This is a genomic window from Corallococcus caeni, from assembly GCF_036245865.1.
GTDB lineage: Bacteria > Myxococcota > Myxococcia > Myxococcales > Myxococcaceae > Corallococcus > Corallococcus caeni.
Genome location: NZ_BTTW01000014.1, coordinates 38,135 through 59,351, shown reverse-complemented (window position 1 = coordinate 59,351; position 21,217 = coordinate 38,135). Strand labels below are relative to the sequence as shown.

The 21,217-nt window shown below is 70.8% G+C and carries 15 protein-coding genes; 4 read left to right on the top strand and 11 right to left on the bottom strand.

From position 1 onward, the window contains the following. The first annotated feature begins 145 nt into the window (after nucleotides 1-145). A complete protein-coding gene (locus tag AABA78_RS37500; protein ID WP_338270311.1) occupies nucleotides 146-1,006 on the top strand; it encodes a haloalkane dehalogenase in 861 nt (286 codons plus the stop codon). 18 nt (nucleotides 1,007-1,024) lie between these two features. Here the strand turns inward: AABA78_RS37500 and AABA78_RS37495 are convergent, their stop codons facing one another. Next, entirely contained in the window at nucleotides 1,025-3,688 is a 2,664-nt protein-coding gene (locus AABA78_RS37495; protein ID WP_338270309.1) for a DEAD/DEAH box helicase, read from the bottom strand. A 699-nt stretch (nucleotides 3,689-4,387) separates the two neighbouring features. On the opposite strand from AABA78_RS37495, the gene AABA78_RS37490 reads away from it, so the two are divergent. Together AABA78_RS37490 and AABA78_RS37485 are read left to right on the top strand one after the other, a co-directional pair. Beyond that, nucleotides 4,388-4,558: a hypothetical protein gene (locus AABA78_RS37490; RefSeq protein WP_171411784.1), complete on the top strand. Its 171-nt coding sequence runs from the start codon at nucleotides 4,388-4,390 to the stop codon at nucleotides 4,556-4,558. A gap of 87 nt (nucleotides 4,559-4,645) precedes the next feature. Next, a complete protein-coding gene (locus AABA78_RS37485; RefSeq protein WP_338270306.1) occupies nucleotides 4,646-6,067 on the top strand; it encodes a hypothetical protein in 1,422 nt (473 codons plus the stop codon). 33 nt (nucleotides 6,068-6,100) lie between these two features. Here the strand turns inward: AABA78_RS37485 and AABA78_RS37480 are convergent, their stop codons facing one another. Continuing rightward, entirely contained in the window at nucleotides 6,101-7,423 is a 1,323-nt protein-coding gene (locus AABA78_RS37480; protein WP_338270305.1) for a YncE family protein, read from the bottom strand. Between the two features lie 154 nt (nucleotides 7,424-7,577). Beyond that, nucleotides 7,578-8,993 (bottom strand): hypothetical protein, encoded by a 1,416-nt coding sequence (locus AABA78_RS37475; protein ID WP_338270303.1) that lies wholly within the window; start codon nucleotides 8,991-8,993, stop codon nucleotides 7,578-7,580. 214 nt (nucleotides 8,994-9,207) lie between these two features. Between AABA78_RS37475 and AABA78_RS37470 the strand changes: the two genes are divergently transcribed. Next, nucleotides 9,208-9,468 carry a hypothetical protein gene (locus tag AABA78_RS37470; protein ID WP_338270301.1) on the top strand — a complete coding sequence of 87 codons (261 nt, stop codon included), beginning with the start codon at nucleotides 9,208-9,210 and terminating at the stop codon, nucleotides 9,466-9,468. An 87-nt stretch (nucleotides 9,469-9,555) separates the two neighbouring features. Here the strand turns inward: AABA78_RS37470 and AABA78_RS37465 are convergent, their stop codons facing one another. From AABA78_RS37465 to AABA78_RS37430, 8 genes are read right to left on the bottom strand one after another with little or no spacing between them, the layout of a single operon-like run. After that, the gene (locus tag AABA78_RS37465) at nucleotides 9,556-11,349 is read right to left on the bottom strand and encodes a Vps62-related protein (protein ID WP_338270299.1); all 1,794 of its coding nucleotides are present in this window, start codon (nucleotides 11,347-11,349) and stop codon (nucleotides 9,556-9,558) included. A gap of 45 nt (nucleotides 11,350-11,394) precedes the next feature. After that, complete coding sequence (locus AABA78_RS37460) at nucleotides 11,395-12,990, bottom strand: AMP-binding protein (protein ID WP_338270297.1); 1,596 nt, start codon at nucleotides 12,988-12,990, stop codon at nucleotides 11,395-11,397. Nucleotides 12,991-13,007: 17 nt separating this feature from the next. Continuing rightward, nucleotides 13,008-13,781, bottom strand: a complete 774-nt coding sequence (locus AABA78_RS37455) for an enoyl-CoA hydratase family protein (RefSeq protein ID WP_338270295.1) — start codon at nucleotides 13,779-13,781, stop codon at nucleotides 13,008-13,010. After that, nucleotides 13,778-15,790, bottom strand: coding sequence for an acetyl/propionyl/methylcrotonyl-CoA carboxylase subunit alpha (locus AABA78_RS37450; protein WP_338270294.1), 2,013 nt, complete (start codon nucleotides 15,788-15,790; stop codon nucleotides 13,778-13,780). Before AABA78_RS37450 ends, AABA78_RS37455 begins: the two co-directional genes overlap by 4 nt. 11 nt (nucleotides 15,791-15,801) lie before the next feature. Then, nucleotides 15,802-17,418, bottom strand: a complete 1,617-nt coding sequence (locus AABA78_RS37445; protein ID WP_338270292.1) for an acyl-CoA carboxylase subunit beta — start codon at nucleotides 17,416-17,418, stop codon at nucleotides 15,802-15,804. A 1-nt stretch (nucleotide 17,419) separates the two neighbouring features. After that, nucleotides 17,420-18,298: an SDR family oxidoreductase gene (locus AABA78_RS37440; RefSeq protein WP_338270290.1), complete on the bottom strand. Its 879-nt coding sequence runs from the start codon at nucleotides 18,296-18,298 to the stop codon at nucleotides 17,420-17,422. Between the two features lie 9 nt (nucleotides 18,299-18,307). After that, the gene (locus tag AABA78_RS37435) at nucleotides 18,308-19,471 is read right to left on the bottom strand and encodes an acyl-CoA dehydrogenase family protein (protein WP_338270289.1); all 1,164 of its coding nucleotides are present in this window, start codon (nucleotides 19,469-19,471) and stop codon (nucleotides 18,308-18,310) included. 35 nt (nucleotides 19,472-19,506) lie between these two features. Next, on the bottom strand, nucleotides 19,507-21,201 hold the full coding sequence (locus AABA78_RS37430) for an acyclic terpene utilization AtuA family protein (RefSeq protein WP_338270287.1): 1,695 nt from the start codon (nucleotides 21,199-21,201) through the stop codon (nucleotides 19,507-19,509). Nucleotides 21,202-21,217 lie beyond the last annotated feature (16 nt).

Here is a 21,217-nt window from a genome sequence, read left to right as displayed (position 1 = left end):
GAGCCTAGACCTCACGAACCATCACTACCAGCCAGGACTCCCCCTTCCCCATCATGAGTGCATGCACAGACTGCTCGGTTGTCTCGTCGCGGGCGCGCTCGTCGCATGCCACACCTCCACGCCGCTTCCTCCCCGGAGCACTCCCATGACCACGGCTCAACGGCTTCCTGTCCTGGACTCGTTCATCTCCTACCGCCAGGCCGGGACCGGTGCGCCCATCGTGTTCCTGCATGGCAACCCCACGTCCTCGCACGTGTGGCGCAACGTCATTCCAGGGCTCGCCGACCGCGGCCGGTGCCTCGCGCCCGACCTCATCGGGATGGGGAGCTCGGGCAAGCCGGACATCGCCTACCGGTTCGCGGACCACGCGAAGTACCTCGATGCGTGGTTCGCGGAACTCGACCTGCGGGACGTCGTGCTCGTCGGCTACGACTGGGGCGGCGTCCTGGCCTTGGATTGGGCGCGGCGGCATCCGGAGCGCGTGCGGGGCGTGGTCGTGTTCGAGACGTTCCTGCGCCCCATGCACTGGAGCGACTGGCCACCCCAGGGCGAGCAGCTGTTCCGCGCCCTGCGGACCCCTGGGGCCGGTGAGAAGCTCGTGCTCGAAGAGAACGCGTTCCTCGCGAGGTCCTTCGCGAACGGCGTCCAGCACGGCCTCTCGGAGAGTGACCGGGCCGTGTATCAAGCCCCGTACCCGGACCCGGCGTCGCGACGTCCGGTGCTGCAGTGGCCTCGGGAGATCCCCATTGATGGCGAGCCCGCGGACGTCGCCTCGGTGATTGAGCGCTATGACGCGTGGCTCGCGCAGCCGTCCGCGAAGCCCGCGCTCCTGCTGACGTTCGGAGAGACCGGCCTCAACGCGCCGCACATCGTCGAATGGGCGCGCGCCAACCTGCGGACCCTCGAGGTTCTCCCGCTCGGTCGCGCGGGGCACCATGCGCCGGAAGACGCGCCGGAGGACATCGCGCGCGCGGTCCGGAGCTGGATGGACCGCCACGCGTGGTGAGCGCCCTGCCCTGACGCGTCAGCGCCGCCGCCTGCCGCCGCCCCGCCGGCCTCCGTTCCGGGGTGCCTTGCCGTGGTGGCCGCGGTTGCCCCCGCGGCTGGGGGCGCCGCGCTCCCGGTCCTGGGGCTGGCGCTCGCGTGTGACCTCGGCGATCTCGTCCGGCATCCAGGGGCGGTCGAGCAGCTCCTGGAGCTCGAGGAGCGAGCGGGCCTGGAGCACGCCCCGCCGGCCCCGGGCCACGCTGAAGCGCTGGGGGCGGTCGAGCATCGGCAGTTCCTCCTCCACCAACGTCCGGGCGAGCTTCTCTGGCAGGTGCAGTCGCACCACGCCGCGGGGGGCCCCGTCGGACAGCATCTCCACGTCGTACTCGAGCGGGACCGCCTGGTCGCGCACCTCCACGGCGTCCGGGAGCGCCAGGAGGGCCCGGCGCGTCGCGGCCGGCACGAGCGCGTCCAGGTCCAGCCGCAGGGGGCGCGCCTTGAAGTCGTCGAGCGTGTCCACGCCCTCCAGCTGCGCCTCGTAGAGCGCGGTGAGCTCCGGCGACTCCAGCGGCGCGGTGGTCCCGCCCGAGCGCCGCCACAGCTCCCGCACCTCCGCGATGGCGACCCGGTGACGGTCCACCGCGGGATGGGGCGCGTCGCCTCGCGCCAGCGCCTCAGCGAGCGCGTGCCGGGCCGCCCTGGCGAGCTCCGGCCCCCAGGCGCGCAGCACCTCCACCTCCTGCTCCAGCGCGAAGCCGAAGAAGTCCACCCTCGTCACGAGCACGACCGAGCGGAAGCGCGCGTCGTACACGGGCGCCGCCGAGTGACGGCGGGCGTAGCGGCGCAGCAGGGCCTGGGGCAGCTGGGTGCCTTCGATGCCGGCCTGCGAGTCGCCGTTGCGGTCGGCGAAGTAGCGCAGCGGGCCCGTCACCGCGCCCAGGTTGCCGCACACGCTCGTCTTCGACACGCGCGCGACCTCGCCCCGGGCCGTGCGCTCGTCGATGACCAGGTCGAAGGGCATGAAGCGCGCGAGCAGGTCACAGAAGCGCTGGTAGACGCGGGTGTTCGCGAGGGGCATGTGCGCGGGCAGCTTCAGCCCCACGCTCCGGTACACGCTCGCCATCGCGAGCGCCGCGTCCTCCAGGGCCTTCACCAGCACCCCGCGCCCCTCCGTCCAGGCCGCGAGCTTCTCCGCGTCGAAGACGTGGCGCGGCAGCCCCTGCACCTCCCCCACCGTGCCCGCTTCCTGGAAGGCCTCCGCGTACAGGTTGTACGCGGTCAGGTGGTCGCTGCCGGGCACGAGCACGCCCTCCAGGTTGCGCTCCTCGCGCGTCATCCGGTGCAGCGACTCCACCGAGCTGCACACCGCGAGGAACGGCAGCAGCGCGTCCTCCGCGTTGACGATGAGCTCCGCCCAGGGGCGCTCCACGGGCAGGGCCTCCACCGCGCGGCCGTAGTCGGACAGCCGGCCGTCCGCGTCCACGATGTTGCGCGCCTGGAGCTTCGCGAGCGCCCGGCGATAGGCGTCGCGGTCCAGCGGCACGGGCAGGTCCAGTTCGTCCGCCCGCACGCCCAGGGCCGCCGCGGTGAGCGCCACGCGCTCCGGCTCGCCCGCGAGCTGGAACTCGGGCTCGGTGGGCTTGAGCGAGGCGAAGTGGAGCGACCGGTCGCTCAGGATGAAGACGCGCCCGCCCTCCACCCGCCCATGCACGCGCCCCGCCATCTGCAGGAGCTCGTTGTTGCCCAGGTGCACGCGGGTGAGGATGTTGCGGCCACCCTCCACCAGGTTCGTGAAGCGCATGTCGTCGATGACGACCGTGTCCAGCCCCGGCACGTTGAGCGCGCTCTGCCCCGCCGCCGTCATCGCGAGCACGAAGGGCCGGGGCGCCGTGCCCTCCAGGAAGGGGCGGATGGCGCGCAGCGGCTCGCCGCCGTGGTAGTGCGCCGCGTGGATGTCCGGCTCGTTCTCGCGCACGTGGGCCGCCACCTCCTCCACCCCTGCGCGCGTGGCCAGGAACACGCCCACGCCGCGCCCCCGCCGCTGCACGTCCCGCAGGAAGTCGTCGTCGAGGAACGACAGGGGCTGGCGGCGCTCCACCTCCACCGTGGCCGCCTTGCGCGGGTCGAAGGAGGACACCTGGAGCACGTCCGCGCTGTCGAGGTAGCGCGAGTAGAAGGCCGGATCCACGGTGGCGGACAGCCAGATGAAGCGGCAGCCCACGCGCTTGCCCAGCGCCAGGCACAGCTCCAGCTCCGCGGACGTCTGGTGGATTTCATCCACGATGAGCGTGTCCTCGCGCCGGATGACGCCGCCCTGGAACCAGCGCCGCGCGATACCGGTGGTGACGATGACCACGTCCGCGAGCGGCGTCTCCGCGGTGGCCTCCCGCTCGCGGTTGACCACCGCCACCCGCAGGGGCTTGCGGCCCACCAGTTCCTCCGCGATGGGGCGGATGGCGAGCGTCTTGCCCGTGCCGGTGCCCGCGACGATGCCGAACCCCTGCCCGCTCCGGGCCAGCTCACGGAGGCGCTCGCCGTGGTGCTCCGCCAGGTACGTGCGCAGCTCCAGCCCGAGCGCCAGCTCGATGGTCTCGCAAGCGGCGCGCGTGGGCGCGATGACGATGACCCGCCCGCGCTGGGGCGCCACGGAGGAGGAGGCGTCGGCGCGAGGCGGGAGGTATCGGTCGGTGGGGGTACGCACGGAGGCCAGTGATACGCATGGGCGGTGTCCAGGGGAAGCGATTCGCTCGCCCAGGCTCGCGGTGGGGAGGCAGGCAGCCGCCGCCAGCAGGGCCCTGGACGTGGATCCCGTGGGAACGTTGTCCCCTGCCCGGTTGCCGGACGCAGGGGGGCTCCGACCTGGACGCCTGCGCGGGCGCCCAGCCCCATGGCTACCGCTCGTGAAGGACGCGGGCCGGGGCGCCGCGTGGCTCGTGGGCCGGGCGCGTGCCGCGCTGACGGCACGGGCAGGAGCCTGAGCGCGGGGCTTCCAGGGCGAAGGGCCGTGGTGTGCACGACGGACACCCCTGGGCATGGGGGTGTCTGACGACAATGCGCCGGTTGTTTCAGCGCGTCAGGGCCATGACACCTGGCGCCAACGGGACGCGGCAACCGCTGCGCCGAACAAATCTCTTGTGGCGGTCCCGGCATGGCAGGTCCTGACGGACCGCGCAGCCTGTCTCGATGGCTCGTCGAAATGGACTCATTCACGAGCCGATACAACACGGTCAAGCTGTGCATGCAGTTCTTCCCAGACGGAGCACGCATGCGCACGCTGATGAAGTCCCTGCTGACGGTTTCGGCTGTCTTTTCCATCGCCGCCCCCTCGTCTGCTTTTGCCCTGCCGCCGCAGTGTGATGACTGGTGTTGGATGTGGACGTGCGCGGATACGTGCGCCGTCATGAACCGCCGCACCACGTGTGGCGCGGAGTACCCCACGTGGTGCAATCCCACCGCCCGCTCCGAGCCCACGGATCCCTCCGCCTCGGTGAGCGCGGACGAAGCCCGCGAGGCCGATGACGCCTCGCAGGTCTGCAGCGAGGAGCATCCGGAAGCCACCGCGGAGATCTGAGCGCCATGGCTTCGCCCGCGAGGCCCGGGCTTCACGTCCGGGCTTCGCGGTAGTGGGAGGTGCTTCGCGTGGGTAGCATGCGCGCGCATGCACCTCTCCCAGAACGACTTCCTCGCGCGCGCGGAGTCCACGCTCGCCCGGCTCGAAGGGGCCGCCCTCGACGCGCTCTCCCACCACGGCAAGCCCTCGGTCTCGTCGCTCGCCGGGGTCTTCCGCGAGGAGGCGCGGCTGTCGCCCTCCCAGTTCGCCCAGGCGCTGTGTCCCGGTCCCCTCTCGCCCATCGGCTTCGCGGCCCTGGTGATGCGCGAGCTGCTGGCGCCCGTGGACGTGGTGCTCGAAGGGTCCGTCTCCGAGGCCCGCGTCGTCACGGGCAACGCCCGGGCTCCCAGCTCGCTGCGCGTCACCTGTCCCCTCATCGTGCTCGGAGACCTGGAGGTGGAGGGGGTGCTGGAGGACTGTGGGCCGGATTCAACGGTCGTGGTCCTGGGCCGTTGCACGGCGTGGGGGCTCCAGACGTCGGGGAACTTCCTGGTCCTCGGCGACCTCGTGGTCCGGGACGTCATCCAGGGCGTCTACAACGATGAGAGCCTCGTCGTGGCGGGTGACCTCACCACGCGCTTCCTCGACGAGAACGATCACGACGTCACCTGCTACGGCGAGGTCCACGCCGAGCATCACCTGGAGAACGGCCGCTCCGGCGACGCCGCCGTCACCCTCGCGTCCACCTTCCTCCGTCCCGAGCTCTGGAACGTCGACCTCGGGGAGCTGCACCACGACGCGCTGTTCGAGCGCATCCGGAAGGGCGAGCCCGTCTTCACGGACGCGACCCAGGCCCCGCAGGTCCGCGAGCCGGATGCCCCCACCGCCGAGGAGCTCGAGGGACTCGACATCGCCGGCATCGCGGCCCAGGCGTCGGCGAACGCGCGCGCGAAGGACGTCGTCTACGCGCAGCGCAAGACGGGCGAGGTGTGGCTGATGCGCCCGGGCAGCCTTCCCCTGCACATCTTCGACGGGAAGCAGCTGCTCGGGCAGGGAACGCCGCCGGCCCTCGACGTGAAGCAGCGGGCCTCGGAGCGCGTCACCTTCTGGCGCAAGCGGGGCGACCTCTTCCTCGAAATCGAACGCTTCGGCGCCGTCGTCCAGCTCCACGCGGGCCAGAACAACGGGTCGCTGCGCACGTTCCGCTTCGCCTTCGCGACGCCTGATGACGCCGCGCAAGAGGTGCGCCGGCTGGAGGCCCGCTACACGGGCGACTTCCTGCGGGTCACGTCCATGATTCCCGGCCGGGGTCCGCTCGAACGGGAGCTCGCGAACTACGGCGGGCCGAAGACGGAGTACACGTCGGCCATCGTGGACGGCACCACGCTGGTCACCCGCGACGGCGAGCGCCAGCGCTTCGATGACGAGGCCTCCGCGTTGAGTGCCCTCGAGGACTGGATCGCCGGGAAGCGCCAGGCCGGGTTCGACCTGAAGATCCTGGAGTGGAAGCCCTACGGCCTCCTGGGCTGACGTCAAGCCCCTCCAGGGCCATGGGGCGCTCCATCAAAGCTCGACGCGAATGATGGACGGAGTGGTGGTGCCGTCCGCGTTCGCGGTGTCGACATCCAGGTAGGCCGTGGGCGGGTGGTCCCGCATGAGACGGGTGGGCCCGGGCGTTCCGTCCAGCAGGCCCAGGTCGACGCGCTCGAACCGGTCCCACGTCCAGAGATGGTTTTCGAACGTCCCGTCCTCCCGTGACACCGGCTGATGGAACAGCACCCGCTGCTGGTCCGGAAGGAACTGGATGGGCGCCGTCGGGGCGGGAGCGTCCAGGTTCAACTTCCAGAGCGACTCCTGCCGTGTCCATTCCAGCCAGAGCTGCTGCCCCGCGACGCCCCTGAGCGATACCGCGTCCGCGAAGCCCTGGTTGAAGAAGGGACCGGCGAGCACGCCGCTGCTGTTGCCGTGGATCAACGCTCCCTCACCGTTCCGGAGTTCGGGTGCGCCCGTCGTGCAGCCGCGCGTGATGCAGGGGTCCGACAGGCAATGCATCGCCGGCTGTCCGGAGAGCACGACCGGACTGCACGCGTAGAGACCCGTGACCTGCCTGCAGCCCTGGTCCCAGCACGTGTCCATGAAGTGGGAATCGGGCAAGGAGGGGCCTCCCCATTGTTCCGTCGCGAAGGCGGTCACCAGGACGCTCGCCTCGTTGAACATGAAGGCACCGGTATAGGTCCACTCCAGGTAGACGGGGGCGTGGTTGGCGCCCTGTTCCCAGAGCTGCGCGCCCGTGGCGGTGTCGAACACCCGCACATGCCGCGCATCCTCCACCACCCAGCCGTAGCGGGTCCCGGCGGGCGACAGGAACGAGGGCCCTGGCAGGCTGCCCAGGTCCGTGACCGTGCCGGAGGGTACGTCGATCAACCAGCGGTGGAGCCCATCCACCAGGGACACCGTGGTGCCACCGCTTTCGAGCACCGGCGCGTGGGTCTGGACCTGGAGGGGCGTCTGGAGCGCGCAGTCGCCGGGCGTGCAGGACGCCGTCACCGCCAGACGGACGGAGGTGGCTCCCGCGTCGTCCCGTTCCAGGAAGGCCACGTAGCCCTGCGCCGCGCCGTACCGCACCGTGCCCCGCGCCTTCTGGCTGAGCACGAGGGCCTCCGGCGTGCCGGGCCGCCAGAGCCAGACGGTCCGCTCGCCGTTCACCTCCGCGCTCCACAGCACCGCCGTCTGGCTGTCGGCCGAGATGTCCGCCCCCACCGCCACGTCCGCGATGCGCACGGGCTCTCCCGTGGGAAGCGCCTGCGCGTAGGTGCCATCCGCGCGAACGGACAACAGGACGCGCTGTCCTTCATCCACCTGGAGCAGGCGGGCGTCACGGGTCACGGTCCGGAAGGAATCACTCCCGTCTCCGTCTCCATGGCAATGGGTGGCGCCCAGGCTCGCCAGCAGCAAGCCCAGCAGCCTCCACATCCGGCGCGGGGAGGCACTTCGTGCTTGAGCAGTCATTGAAAGCCCTTCGAAGCAGCGCGGCCCGAAACTAGAGCCGGATCCGGACGATGTTCAGGGAGGACGGCCCCGCGACGGTCACGTACAGCGTGGTGGGGGAACCCGTCGTGGGGGCATATTGCGCGTTGGAGGCGGGCGCGCCCGGCAGCTTCAGCAGGTCCGTCAGGGCCACTCCGTCCCAGGCCACCAGATGGGTTTCGAACCCCTCGTCGGAGCGCGGCACCACCTGGGCGAACACCAGACGCTCCGCGTTCGGCAGGAAGGTGAAGAGGCGCGTGTCCACCTGACCAGACACCCTCGCGGTGCGGAGCCCGGCGGGCCCGTCCCAGCTCAGCTCCTGGAGGGAGCCATCCAGCCGCAGCGACGCATGCTGCGACAGGTCCGCGTTGAAGACCGCATGCGGCGAGTCGGCGCGGGAGGTCGTCGTGTTCACGAGCAACCGCATCGAGGCATCGAAGTAGGTGAGCTGGTACTCGCATCCATACGGGCCGCACCGCACGGTGCGGTTGCAGGACACGAGATCCGTACGGCCCGCGCCATACCAGCAAGCCCCTTCCCAGTACCCGAAGACACGGCACCCCGTCGCATCACACGTGACGGTGTCGCGGTCGGTCGGGAAGGCGGGAGGCGGCGGCGGGGGCTCCTTGATGTTGAGGACGACGGTCGTCGCGTCGGTCATCAGCGCGGAGAGGACATTCCAGTCCTTGCGGTCGACTTCCTCGGCCCAGGACCGCTCCCACTGGAGGGTGCGCGTGGCGGTGTCGAACACCTGGAGGTGCCCTGCCCTGTCGAACACGCTGTAGTGGCTGCCGCCCCCGAGCAGCACGGACGGGCCCGCCACCGTCCCCAGCTCCGTCACGGCACCCGAGGGCACGTCGATGAGCCACGCCCGCGTCGCATCCGACGCGAGCACGGTCGTCCCCCCGCCCTGGAGCAACAGCGTGTTCCCCGGGACCTGGAGCAGCGTCCGGAGGGGACAGGCCTTCACGGTGCAGGTGGCCGCGTCCATCACGCGCATCGACGTCGTCCCTGCCTCGGCGTCGGCTTCCGTGAAGGCCACGTAGGACAGCGCGCGGTCATGGACGATGTCGCCCTGGGACCGCGTGGTGAAGGGGATGCCGGCCTTGGGGCCGAGCCGCCACAGCCACGCCGTCCGGGTCTTCTCCCCGCTCAGAGGACTCCAGAGCAGCACCGAGTCGCCGTCCTGCGCGAAGATGGCGGCTTCCGCCGGGTCGGAGACCCGGATGTCCCCACCGTCGGGAAGCACCTTCGCGTACGTGCCGAAGACATTCTGGGCCGTGAAGAGCAGGTAGCGCTCCCGCGAGTCCACACCCATCAGCCACGCACCCTCGTGCAGCACGTCGAGACTCGGAAGGACCTCCTCCGTCGGCCCTGGCTCCGTCGTCCCGCAGGAGGCCATTCCCAGGCCCAGGAACAGCAGGACCACGGCCCGTGCGAGCGCTCCACTCCCAGTGCTTGTCATCTGGACTCCCCCTCGAACTCAGGGGTGCCGCCGGCCCGACACCCGGATGTTCCCTCCGGCAATGACTATCACGTCCGCGCCACGGCGCGCAGAGGTCTTGAGGACGACTTCTTCCGGGTGAGGTGCGCTATCCTGGGAAGGCCTCACAAACCTGAATGACTGTCTGGAGATCCTCACGATGCGCAAGAGCCTCATGGGTGGACTGTTGGCCGTTGGCTTGCTGGCGGGCTGTGGCGGTGTCGAGGACCTGGGCCAGGAGCCCCAGCTGGCCACACGCGAGGACGAGCTGCCCTACTGCGAGGGCTTCTCCTTCGTGACGTACTACAGCGACGCGACCTACAGCACGCAGGTCGGACACGGTGATTGCAGTTGTGGCCACACGCTGCGCGTCTTCGGAACGAAGACGGACTTCGCCGTCTATGAGCCCGACAACTGCTAGCACCGCGCCCGGCGTTCAGCGCCGGAGCGCACCGGGGTGGAGGTCCACGTGCTCTCCACCCCGATCCGTGCCGCCGGATGCCCTGCCCTACTCCAGGGTCATGTAATCCGGCTGGTACACCGACCGGTTCCGCAGCGGAGAGGGACCGCCGCTGTTCACGCAGTAGCCGGTCGGGTTGTCGCAGCCCGCCTCGGGGTTGCCCCAGTACGCCGTGAGGTTCATCCAGGCGAGCGACCCCGTGTACGTCCCCGCCGGCTGCCAGGGAATGACCACCACGTTGTTCCAGGTGTCCCACGCCAGCCCGGCACCGGTGTCATCCGCCAGGAAGTCGCCGTTGAAGAGGGTCTCGTAGATGTGCCGGGCGGCGTCCGGGTAGAGGCCGTGCGAGCCATTGGCGGAGAAGACCTCCGGGTGCCAGCCGGTGAGGAACACCGCCTTGTCGCCGAAGGCAAAGCCCTGCCCGTCCGCGTGCTGGCTCAGGTAGACCTGCGCGGGGCGCCCGTCGATGAAGCGCACGGTGAGGTGTTCCCAGTCCCCCACGTGGTTGCCGAACGTGGAGTAGCCGCCCACGCAGCCCCAGGGCGAATACCAGCCAATGCACACCCGCTTGCCATTGTTGTACGGATAGAAATTCCAATACAGCACGTCCGTCACGTTCGTCGGCAGGCCGCCCTGGGTGCGCGGGATGACCTGCGCGTAGACGGGCACCGGTGTCTGGCTGGGGCGCTGGCCGTCCAGGAACTGCGGATCCGTGCAGGAATCACAGCCCAGCGCCTGGTTCGTCACCAGGTGGCCGTTCTCCTCGTGGACGTTGGCCAGGTGGAACTGCGTGGAGGACGGGAAGTAGGCCTCGTCCGGATGCAGCCACACGCGCGGCGCGAACGCCGCCACCGTCTGCGCGTCCACGGGCAGGCCCCGCAGCTCCGCGTTGGACGTGGCGCTCTTGTTGAGGACCCAGTAGCGGTTGCCGCCGGTGTCGCCGTGGCTGGGACGGGAGACGAAGGTGGACGCGGGCAAGCCGCGGTGGTCGCGCGCCACCGCCTGCCACACGCCGATGTCGTCGTCCGCGCCGGAGCCGCTGTCGTCCCACACCCAGGCGGGATTCGCGGGCAGCACGTATTCGCTCCGCACGCAGCGGATGAGGTCCGTGGAGGGCTTGGAGTAGCCCAGCACCGCGACGTGGCCCAGGCAGGTGTAGCCCGCGGGCGCGACGGGCTCCCAGAAGGAGACGTCGTGCGTGCCACCGGAGCCGGAGTCGTCCCAGATCCACGTGTAGTTGGACGGACGCGCGAGCAGGTCGCCCTCGCCTCGCACGACGAACGTCGTCGCTGGGGCCTGTCCCCGGCGGGGCATGGCGACGTCGCCCAGCGAGAAGAAGCCCGGGGTCTGGGAGAGGTCGGGACGCCAGATGGCGATGTCGTTCGTCGCGCCGGTGCCGTGATCATCGTAGACCCAGGTGAAGCGGCTCGTGGGCCGGACCTCCAGGGCCCTGGGAGCGCGCAGCACGCCGGAGTCCGACGCCAGGGTGAACTCCGCGCTCTGGCCCGCCAGCGCCGTCGCCGCGACCAGCTGGTAGCTGCCCGGGGACAGCGTGACGACCAGGCGCGAGTTCGTGCCGCCACCGCCGTTGTTGTCCTGCGCGAGGACCGTGCCGTTCGCATCCAGCAGGTAGAGCCACGCATCCGCGGACGACGTCAGCGTGAACGTCACCGGGTTGCTGGACGTCTGGGAGTCCAGCAGGAACACCCGGTTGCCCGGACCCGAGGGGCTCTGTCCCCCTGAGCCCTGCCAAAGGCCGTAGACAGTGTTCGCGTGGGCCGGGTTCGCCAGGAGCGAGGTCGTGGCGAACGCGACGACAGGAAGGAGTTGCCGGAGGGCCATGGAAACCTGGGGAGGGAGGAAACCCAGGACCCTACTCCGGACCGCCTACCCGTTCCCGTCCTCGTAGTGCCGCGCGAACTGCTGCCGGAGCACGAACTTTTGCGCCTTGCCCGTGCTCGTCTGCGGCATGGCCGGGAGCAGGACGAGGGCCTTCGGCACCTCGAACCCGCCCAGGTGCTGGCGGCAGTGGGCGTTGAGCTCCGCCTCTGTCGCGGACACGCCGGGCTTGAGCACGACGAAGCCCGTCACCGCCTCCGTCCAGCGCGAGTGCGGCAGGCCCACCACCGCGACCTGGAGCACGGCGGGGTGGCGCAGGAGGACCTCCTCGACCTTGATGGACGGGACGTTCTCCCCGCCCGTCTTGATCATGTCCTTCTTGCGGTCCACGAAGAGCAGCTGGCCGTCGGCGTCGAACATGCCCAGGTCGCCGGTGTGGTGCCAGCCGAAGGCGCTCGCCCGCGCGGTCGCCTCCGGGTCCTTGTAGTAGCCGAGCATCACGTTCGGCCCGCGATGGACGATCTCTCCCACTTCGCCGCGCCCGAGCAGCCGGCCGTCGTCGTCCATGATGGCCGTCTCGTTCGTCACGACCGAGTCGCCCCAGTACGAACCGAAGCGCTTCAGCTGCTGCTCCGGCCTGAACAGGGTCGTCGCCGGGTACATCTCCGTCTGCCCGGACGCGAGCGCGAACCCTCCCGGGCAGAAGTGCTCGATGAGCTGCACGAGCAGCGTGCGCGCCATGGGCGCCATCACGTAGAGGCACAGGCGCAGGCTGGACAGCTTCGTCGCCGGTCGCGCCGGGTGCGCCAGCATCGCGCCGTACATCACTGGCAGGCACAGCAGGAACGTGATGCCCCGCCGCTCGATGGTCGCGAGCATCGCGCCCGGGTCGAAGGCACGCCGCACGACGACGGTCGCCCCGGCCAGGAGGAACGTCATCACGATGGTGTGCTGCGCGCAGTGGAACATCGGCAGCACGCAGAGGGTGGAGTCCCCCGGCCGCATCTCCAGCTCGAAGAGGTTGCCGCTCAGCGCCGCGTGCACCGACGCGTGCGAGTGCATCACGCCCTTCTGCTGGCCGGTGGTGCCGCTGGTGTACATGATCTGCGCGAGCTGGCCGCTCTCGATGTCCACCTCCGGCAGGGTGCCGTGCCGCCCCTTCAGCGTGTCCAGGAACGCGGCCGGGTCCCCATCCGGTGACGCCTGTCCCTCCGGCACGCAGACGATGAGGCGGGTGCCCAGCGCGTCGAGCATCGCCCGCAGCCCGGGCTTCGCCAGGAGCTCGGCGTCGATGACGGCGTGCGTGGCCTCGGCGTGTTCGAGGATGTACCGGACGGCCTCCACGGAGAGGCCGGTGTTGATGGGCACCCAGACGAGCCCCGCCTTGTAGATGCCCACGAAGGCGGTGACCATCTGCGCCGAGTTACCGCAGAGCATCGCGATGCGCGAGCCCCGGGGAAGGCCCTGCGCGAGCAGGTGGTGCGCGAACGCGTTCGAGCGCCGGTCGAGCTCCGCATAGGAGAGCTCCAACTCCCCATCGACGAGCGCGGTCCGCTCCGGCCAGCGCAACGCCGACCGGTGGACGATGTCTCCCAGCGAGACTCGGCTGATGCGCGAATGCTGCGCTTCCTGGGTCGCGGACATCGTGTGCTCCCTTTCGTCTATTTGGGTGCGGCCCACGCCGGGGGACGGCGCTCCAGGAAGGCGAGCATGCCCTCCTGGGCCTCTTCGGAGGCGAACAGCCGTCCGGAGAGCGCGACCATGTCCGCGCCCCCGGCGTCCAGGCGCGCGCGCAGCCCGGCGGCTACCAGTTGCTTGGTCTCACGAAGCCCCTGCGGCGACGACACCCGGAAGGTCTCCAATATCTGCTCGACGGCGCCCTCCAGCGACGCGTCCGGCACCGCGGACGTGATGAGCCCGATGCGCGCGGCCTCGGCGGCGTCGAACGCCTCACCGGTGAGGAAGTAGCGGCTCGCCGCCCGGCTGGTCAGGTGCGGCAGCGTGGTGAGGGAGATGACCGCGGGCGTCACGCCGATGCGCGCCTCCGTGAAGGCGAACTTCACGGACTCCGCGACGACCGCCACGTCGCACGCGCCCACGATGCCGATGCCCCCCGCCCTCACCTGCCCCGCGACCTTCGCGACGACCGGCTGGGGCAGCGTCACGATCGTGCGCAGCACGTCCAGCAGCACGGCCGGAGCCTTCGCGGCGCCTCCGTCCGCCATCTCCGAGAGGTCCGCACCGGCGCAGAACGCGGGACCGGTGGCCGCGAGGACGACCGCGCGCACCGAGGGGTCGGCCCCCACGGCGTGCAGCCGCTCCAGCAGCTGCGTGACGAGCGCCCGCGACAGCGCGTTGCGGTTGCGGGGCGAGTCGAGCGTGAGGGTCGCGACGCCGCGAGCCACCTCGTAACGGACGAGCGGTGCTTCACTCATGCTGCCTCCTTCGCTTCAGGGGAGACGACCGCGACGACGTGCCGTGCCGGCACCTGCGCCCCGACCGTGACGTTCACCGCCGTGACCACGCCATCCGTGGGTGCGATGAGGGACGACTCCATCTTCATCGCTTCGAGCACCACCAGCACCTCGCCCCGCTTCACGGTCGCGCCGACCTGGGTGCTCACCCGGATGATGCGGCCATCCATGGGCGCGCGCAGGCGGCCGTCGCTGGCGCGCTCACGTTCGGAGGGCAGCCGGAAGGAGACGTCGCGCAGGCTGCGAGTGATGCCGTCCAGCGAGCACCACAGCGTGCCCCCCGCGCGGCGGTAGCGGACCGCGCGGCGCCTCCCCGCCACCTCGACCTCCACGCGCTCGGCACCCAGGCCGCGCAGGGAGAGCGAGACCGACGTGTCCCCGACGCGGACGTCGTATGCCTCCGGCGCGACGGGACGGACCGACGCGCGGAACTCCGCGGTCCCGTCATGCAGGACGACCGGCACTGGCAGGGCGTAGGAGCTGCTCCAGCCCGTCAGCGCCGCGTCGAACCCGCCCTTCCTGGCCAGCGCCACCGCGTCGTCGTGGAAGAGCACGGCGGCCAGGATGGCCTGCTCCTCCACGGAGGCCTGCCCCAGCGCCTGCAGCGTCTCCGGCGGCGTGTGCGCGCCGACGAAGCCCGTGTCGTAGCGTCCGGAGCGGAACGCCTCGTGCCCGAGGACGTGCTGGATGAAGGTGCTGTTCGTCGTGACGCCGAACACCGTCAGCTCGCGCAGCGCCGCGGCCAGCCGCTCGCGCGCCGTCTCGCGGTCCGGCCCGTACGCGATGAGCTTCGCCTGCATGGAGTCGTAGAACGGCGTGATGTCCTGCCCCTCACGCACGCCGTGGTCCACGCGGATGCCCTCCCCTTCCGGAGGCACCCACGCGAGGAGCCGCCCCGTCTGCGGGAGGAAGCCCTTCGCCGGATCCTCCGCGCACAGCCGCGCCTCGATGGCGTGCCCACGGAAGGTGATCTCCGGCTGCGTCAGCGGGAGCGGCTCGCCGTCGGCGACGCGCAGCTGCCACTCCACCAGATCGAGCCCGGTGATGAGCTCCGTCACCGGGTGCTCGACCTGCAGGCGCGTGTTCATCTCCATGAAGAAGAAGTCGCCATTCGGCGCCAGCAGGAACTCGATGGTGCCCGCGCCGCGATACCCGATGGCGCGGATGGCCTGCACCGCCACCGCGCCCATGCGCTCGCGCAACTCCGGGGTGACGGCCGGGGACGGGCTCTCTTCAATCACCTTCTGGTGCCGTCGCTGGACGGAGCAGTCGCGCTCGCCCAGGTGCACCGCGCCCCCATGCTCGTCCGCGAAGACCTGCACCTCCACGTGGCGCGCGCCCTCGATGGCGCGCTCCAGGATGAGCTCGCCGCTGCCAAAGGCGTTCGTCGCCTCGGAGCGCGCGGAGCGGATGGCATCGAGCAGCGCGCCCGCGTCGCGGACCAGGCGCATGCCGCGTCCACCGCCGCCCGCCGCGGCCTTCACCATGACGGGGAACCCGATGCGCTGGCCCTCGCGGACCAGGGCCTCGTCCTCCAGCGACTCGCCGGGACGGGCCGCCTCATAGCCGGGGATGCACGGCACGTCGGCGGCCTGCATGCGCAGCTTCGCCTGCCGCTTGTTCCCCATCAGCTCGATGGCCTGCGCCGGCGGCCCGACGAACACGAAGCCAGCCTCCGCGCACGCGCGCGCGAAGTCCTCGTTCTCCGACAGGAAGCCGTACCCGGGATGGATGGCGTCCGCGCCGGAGGCCTTCGCCGCGGCGAGGACCCGCTCGATGGACAGGTAGGACTCCCTGGCGGGCGCCGGCCCCAGATGCATCGCCTCGTCGGCGAGCCGCACGTGGGGAGCTTCCCGGTCCGCGTCGGAGAAGACGGCGACCGTGCGCAGGCCGAGCCGGCGGCAAGTCCGCAGCACGCGCACGGCGATCTCACCCCGGTTCGCCACCAGCACCTTGTGGATGCGTTTCATGATTCCCCTCGCTACAGCCGGGCGACGCCGAAGGAGTTGGGTGACAGCGTGCGGCGCGAAGCCTCATCGCACGTGGCCAGGATGAACCCGAGCACCCGCCGCGTGTCCCGGGGGTCGATGACACCGTCGTCGAACAGCCGCGCGCTGCAGTGGAAGGCGTCCGACTCCTGGTCGAACTGCTCGATGAGCGGCTTCGCCATCCCGTCCAGGAACTCCTGGTCGGGCGGCAGCCCCGCGCGCCGGGCCTTCTCCGTGGCGACGATGGTCAGCACCTTCGCCGCCTGCTCGCCGCCCATCACCGCGGTGCGCGCGTTGGGCCAGGCGAAGATGAAGCGCGGATGGAACGCACGGCCGCACATGCCGTAGTTGCCCGCACCGAAGGCGCCACCCAGCAGAATGGTCATCTGCGGCACGGTCGCGTTCGCCACGGCCTGCAGCATCTTCGCGCCGTGCTTCACGATGCCGCCCTGCTCGGACTGGGTGCCCACCATGTAGCCGGTGGTGTTCTGCAGGTAGACGATGGGCGTGCGCGCCTGGCAGCAGAGCTGGATGAACTGCCCCGCCTTCGTCGCGCCCTTCGCCGTGATGGGCCCGTTGTTGCCGATGATGCCCACCGCCCGGCCCTCGATGCGCGCCCAGCCGCAGACGGTGAGCGCGTCGTAGTCGTCCTTGAACGGCGAGAAGTCCGAGCCATCCACGAGCCGGGCAATCACCTCGCGGCAGTCGTAGGGCCGCCGGTGGTCGATGGGCACGACGCCGCACAGCTCCTCCACCGCGTAGCGCGGCGGCTCGAAGCCGGGACGCGAGGACGCAGGCAGGGAATCATTCCAGCCGAGCGACGCGACGATCTCCCGCGCGATGCGGATGCCGTCGGCGTCGTCCTCCGCGAGGTGATCCGAGGTCCCGGCCACGGTGGTGTGCATCTCCGCGCCGCCCAGGTCCTCGTCCGTAGCGACCTCGCCCGTGGCCGCGAGCAATAGCGGCGGGCCGGCGAGGAACACCTTCGCCTTGCCGCGCACCATCACGACGTGGTCGGACAGGCCCGGGATGTACGCGCCGCCCGCCGTGCTGGACCCGTGGACGACGGTGACCTGCGGGATGCCGGCCGCGGACAGCTTCGCCTGGTTGTAGAAGGTCTCCCCGCCCGGGATGAAGATCTCCTGCTGGTAGAGCAGGTTCGCGCCGCCGCTCTCCACGAGCGACACGACGGGCAGCCGGTTCTCCAGGGCAATCTCCTGCGCGCGCAGGGCCTTCTGGACGCCCCACGGCGTCGCGGTGCCGCCCTTCACGGCGGAGTTGCTCACGAACACCAGACAGCGCACGCCGGACACGAAGCCAATGCCGATGAGGGTGTTGCCACCGGCCAGCGAGCCGTCGCTGTCGTCGTGGTGCTTGTAGCCGCAGAGCGTGGAGAGCTCCAGGAAGGGCGAGCCCCGGTCGAGCAGCAGCGCCAGACGCTCGCGCGGGAGCAACTGCCCGCGCTGCTTGAACTTCTCGCGGGCCAGCTGCTCGGTGTCGCGCGACTTCTGCTCGATGGCGCGCAGCTGGGCGACGCGGGCGAGCATCTCCTCGCGCTGCGTGGTGAAGGCGGCGGAGGCCGGTTCGACTTGGGAGACGAGCGTAGGCACGTCACTTCTCCTTCGGGCCGTCGAGGATGGCGGGCCCCTGGGCCAGGTGGAACCCGTCGTATGGCTTGGAGTTCGAGTGCTCCGACAGCGGGAACGCCTTGGTGTTGCAGGACGCCCCGCCGTCGATGCGGATGACCTCGCCGGTGATGAACGCCGCCACGTCGGAGAGGAGGAAGACGATGGCGCCGCTGACCTCCGCCTCCGTGGCCAGCCGGTGCAGCGGCACCTGCTTGCGCAGGATGGGGATCATCTCGCGGACGAAGGGGTCCTCGTAGGTGTCCAGGCCGCTGGAGGCGACCCAGCCGGGCGCGACGGCGTTCACGCGGACCCCGGCGAAGGCCCATTCGACGGCGGCGGTCTGCGTCAGGTTGAACATGCCGGCCCGGGCCGCGCCCGAGTGGCCCATGCCCGGCATGCCGTTCCAGGCATCCGCGAGCATGTTCACGATGGCGCCACCGTGGTCGGTCATGGACTGGTTGAACACCTCGCGCGCGACCAGGAAGCCGCCGGTGAGGTTCGTCGCGACGACCGCCTCGAAGCCCTTCTTGGAGATGGCCGACAGCGGCGACGGGAACTGCCCGCCGGCGTTGTTCACGAGCCCGTGGATGCGGCCGCGCTCCTTGACGACGGCGGCGACCATGTCGCGCACCGCGGCCTCGTCGCGGATGTCCACGGCGTGCTGCGTGGACGCATGGCCCTCGGAGGCCAGCTCCCCCGCGACCTTCGCGAGCTTCTCCTGCTTGCGGCCGACAAGGACGACGTGCGCGCCGAGCGACGCGAGCTCGTGCGCGGTGCACCGGCCGATGCCGCTGCCGGCGCCGGTGACGATGATGGTGCGGCCCGCGAACGCATCCGGAGCGAAGACTGAACGGTATCCCATCGTGTTCTCCTAGCGTGCCTTGCGGGGCAGCGTGCCCATGGCCTTGCTGATGATGCCGAGCATCACCTCGTCCGCGCCGCCACCGATGGAGCCCAGACGCAGGTCGCGGTAGGCGCGGGCGACGGGGTTGTCCCAGGTGAAGCCCATGCCCCCCCAGTACTGGAGGCAACCGTCGACGAGCTCGCGGGCCAGCCGGCCCGACTTGAGCTTGCACATCGAGGCGAGCTTCACGACCTCCGGGTCGTCCTTGTTCTCGATGTACATGCCGACGGTCCGGTAGATGAGCGCCCGGAGCGCCTCCACCTCCGTCTGCAGTTCGGCCAGCCGGAAGTGCACGCTCTGGTTGTCGAGGATGGACTGGCCGAAGGCCTTGCGCTGCCGCGTGTACTCGGCCGTCTGGGCGATGAGCCGGTCGAAGGTGACGAGCGTGCTCGCGGACACGAACAGCCGCTCCTCCTGGAACTGCTGCATCTGCATGGCGAAGCCGCGCCCCTCGTCGCCGATGCGGAAGCGCGTGGGGACGCGCACGCCGTCGAAGAAGAGCTGCGCCGTGTCGGACGCCCACATGCCGAGCTTGCGGATCTTCGACCGCGTGATGCCGGGGCGGTCCATGGGCACGATGATGAGCGACTTGTTCGCGTGTGCCGGTCCCTCCCCCGTGTTGGCGAGCAGGCAGACCCAGTCCGCCTGCATGCCGTTGGTGATCCACATCTTGCTGCCGTCGATGACGTAGTCGTCGCCATCGCGGCGCGCCGTGGTCGTCACGCTCGCCACGTCGGAGCCGGCGCCGGGCTCGCTCACCGCGATGGAGCAGACGCGCTCGCCGGTGAGCGTCGGCGCCAGGAACTCCCGTCGCAGCGTGTCGCTGCCGAAGCGGGCGAGCGCGGGCGTCGCCATGTCCGTCACCACGCCGATGGCCATGGGCAGCGCGCCGCAGGTGCAGTGACCCAGCTCCTCGGCGAAGGCGACGGAGAACGACGCGTCGAGCCCCAGGCCGCCGAACTCCGCGGGCTTCGTGATGCCGAGCAGCCCCAGCTCGCCCAGCTTCCGGAACACCTCCCGGGCCGGGAAGATCTCCGCGGCCTCCCAGGCGTCGACATGCGGGTTCAGCTCCTGTTCCACGAACTTGCGGACGGTCTGTCGGATGGCGCGGTGTTCCTGGGTCTGCTGCATGGCTTCCTCGGTGGACTTGGGGGCGCGCGAAGGCGCTAGAGAAGCGATTCCGGGACGTCGACGTGGCGCGAGCGCAGCCACTCGCCCAGCGCCTTGGCCTGCTGATCGAAGCGGGTGGACGACGAGACGCCTTCGCCCAGCAGTCCCTCGATGACGAAGTTCAGGGCGCGCAGGTTCGGGAGCACGTGGCGCTGGATCTTCAGCGCCTGCGTCTCCGGCAGCAGCGCGCGCAGCCGCTCCTCCGTGAGGGTGTGCACGAGCCAGCTCCACGCCTCGTCGGTGCGGACCCAGACGCCGATGTTCGCGTCCCCGCCCTTGTCGCCGCTGCGGGCCAGGGCGACCTGACCAAGCGGCGCGCGCCGGGTGGGCCCCGCCAGCCGCGGCGCGGGCAGCGACGGCGCGGGGACGGCTTCGAGCTTCCGCGTCTCCTCCGGAGGCAACACGTCGATGCGCCGCCCATCCGGAAGCACCGCCACGTGCGGCACCTTCCGCGCGTCCACATAGCCCGCGGTGTAGACGCCGAAGGGCGAAGCCTCACCGGGCAGCGCGGGCAGGAAGAAGCCGGGGTAGCTGGACAGGGCGAGCTCCACCACGGCGCCGGTGAAGGCCCGGCCGGCGACCTTCGGGTCGGCGTCCTTCACGGTGACCCGCAGGGTCGCCGACGCCTGCTCCTCGCTCGGGGCGTCGGCGTGGTCGGTGCGCGCGAGCGTGTAGAGGACCTCCGAGGGCCGGGGCTTGAGCGTCGCGTTGAGCTGCGTCCGCACGAGCGCGGCCTTCTCCTCGATGTCCAGGCCCACCAGCACGAACTGGGCGTCGTTGCGGAAGCCGCCGAGCCGGTTCAGGCACACCTTCACGTCCGGAGGGGGCGGCTCGCCGCGCACGCCCGACAGGCGCACCCGGTCGGGGCCCTCCGCGTCGATCACGATGGTGTCGAAGCGCGCGGTGGCGTCAGGGCCGGCATAGCGGGCCCCGCCGATTTCATAGACGAGCTGGGCCTTCACCGTGTCGACGGTGACGGCGCCCCCGGTGTCCGGATGCTTCGTGATGATGCTCGAGCCGTCGGCGAAGACCTCCGCCAGAGGGAAGCCGGGCCGGCGCACGTCGATTTCGCCGAAGCGCGCGAAGTTGCCGCCCGTGGCCTGGGCTCCGCACTCCAGGACGTGGCCCGCGACCATGGCGCCCGCGAGGCGGTCCCAGTCGTCGCGCTTCCAGCCGAAGTGGGAGGCCGCGGGGCCGACGACGAGCGACGCGTCCGTCACGCGCCCCGTGACGACGATGTCCGCGCCCGCGTCCAGGCAGGCCGCGATGCCCCAGCCCCCGAGGTACGCGTTCGCCGTGAGGGGCTGGTCGAAGCCAAGCTCATCCGCGCGTCCGACGAGGTCATCGCCTTCGACATGCGCGATGTTGACGGACAGTCCCAGCTTCGTGGCGAGCGCGCGCAGGTCGTTCGCGAGCCCCTGCGGGTTGAGGCCACCGGCGTTCGCGACGATGCGCACCTTGCGCTCCACCGCGAGCCCGAGCGTCTCCTCCAGCTGGCGCAGGAACGTCCGGGCGTAGCCGCCGTCCGGGTTCTTCAGCCGGTCGCGGCCCAGGATGAGCATGGTCAGCTCCGCCAGGTAGTCGCCGGTGAGCACGTCGAGCGGCCCGCCCTCCAGCATCTCCCGGAACGCGGAGAAGCGGTCGCCGTAGAAGCCGGATGCATTGCCGATGCGCAGCGATCGCCCGTCCATCGCACCTCCTGTGCCA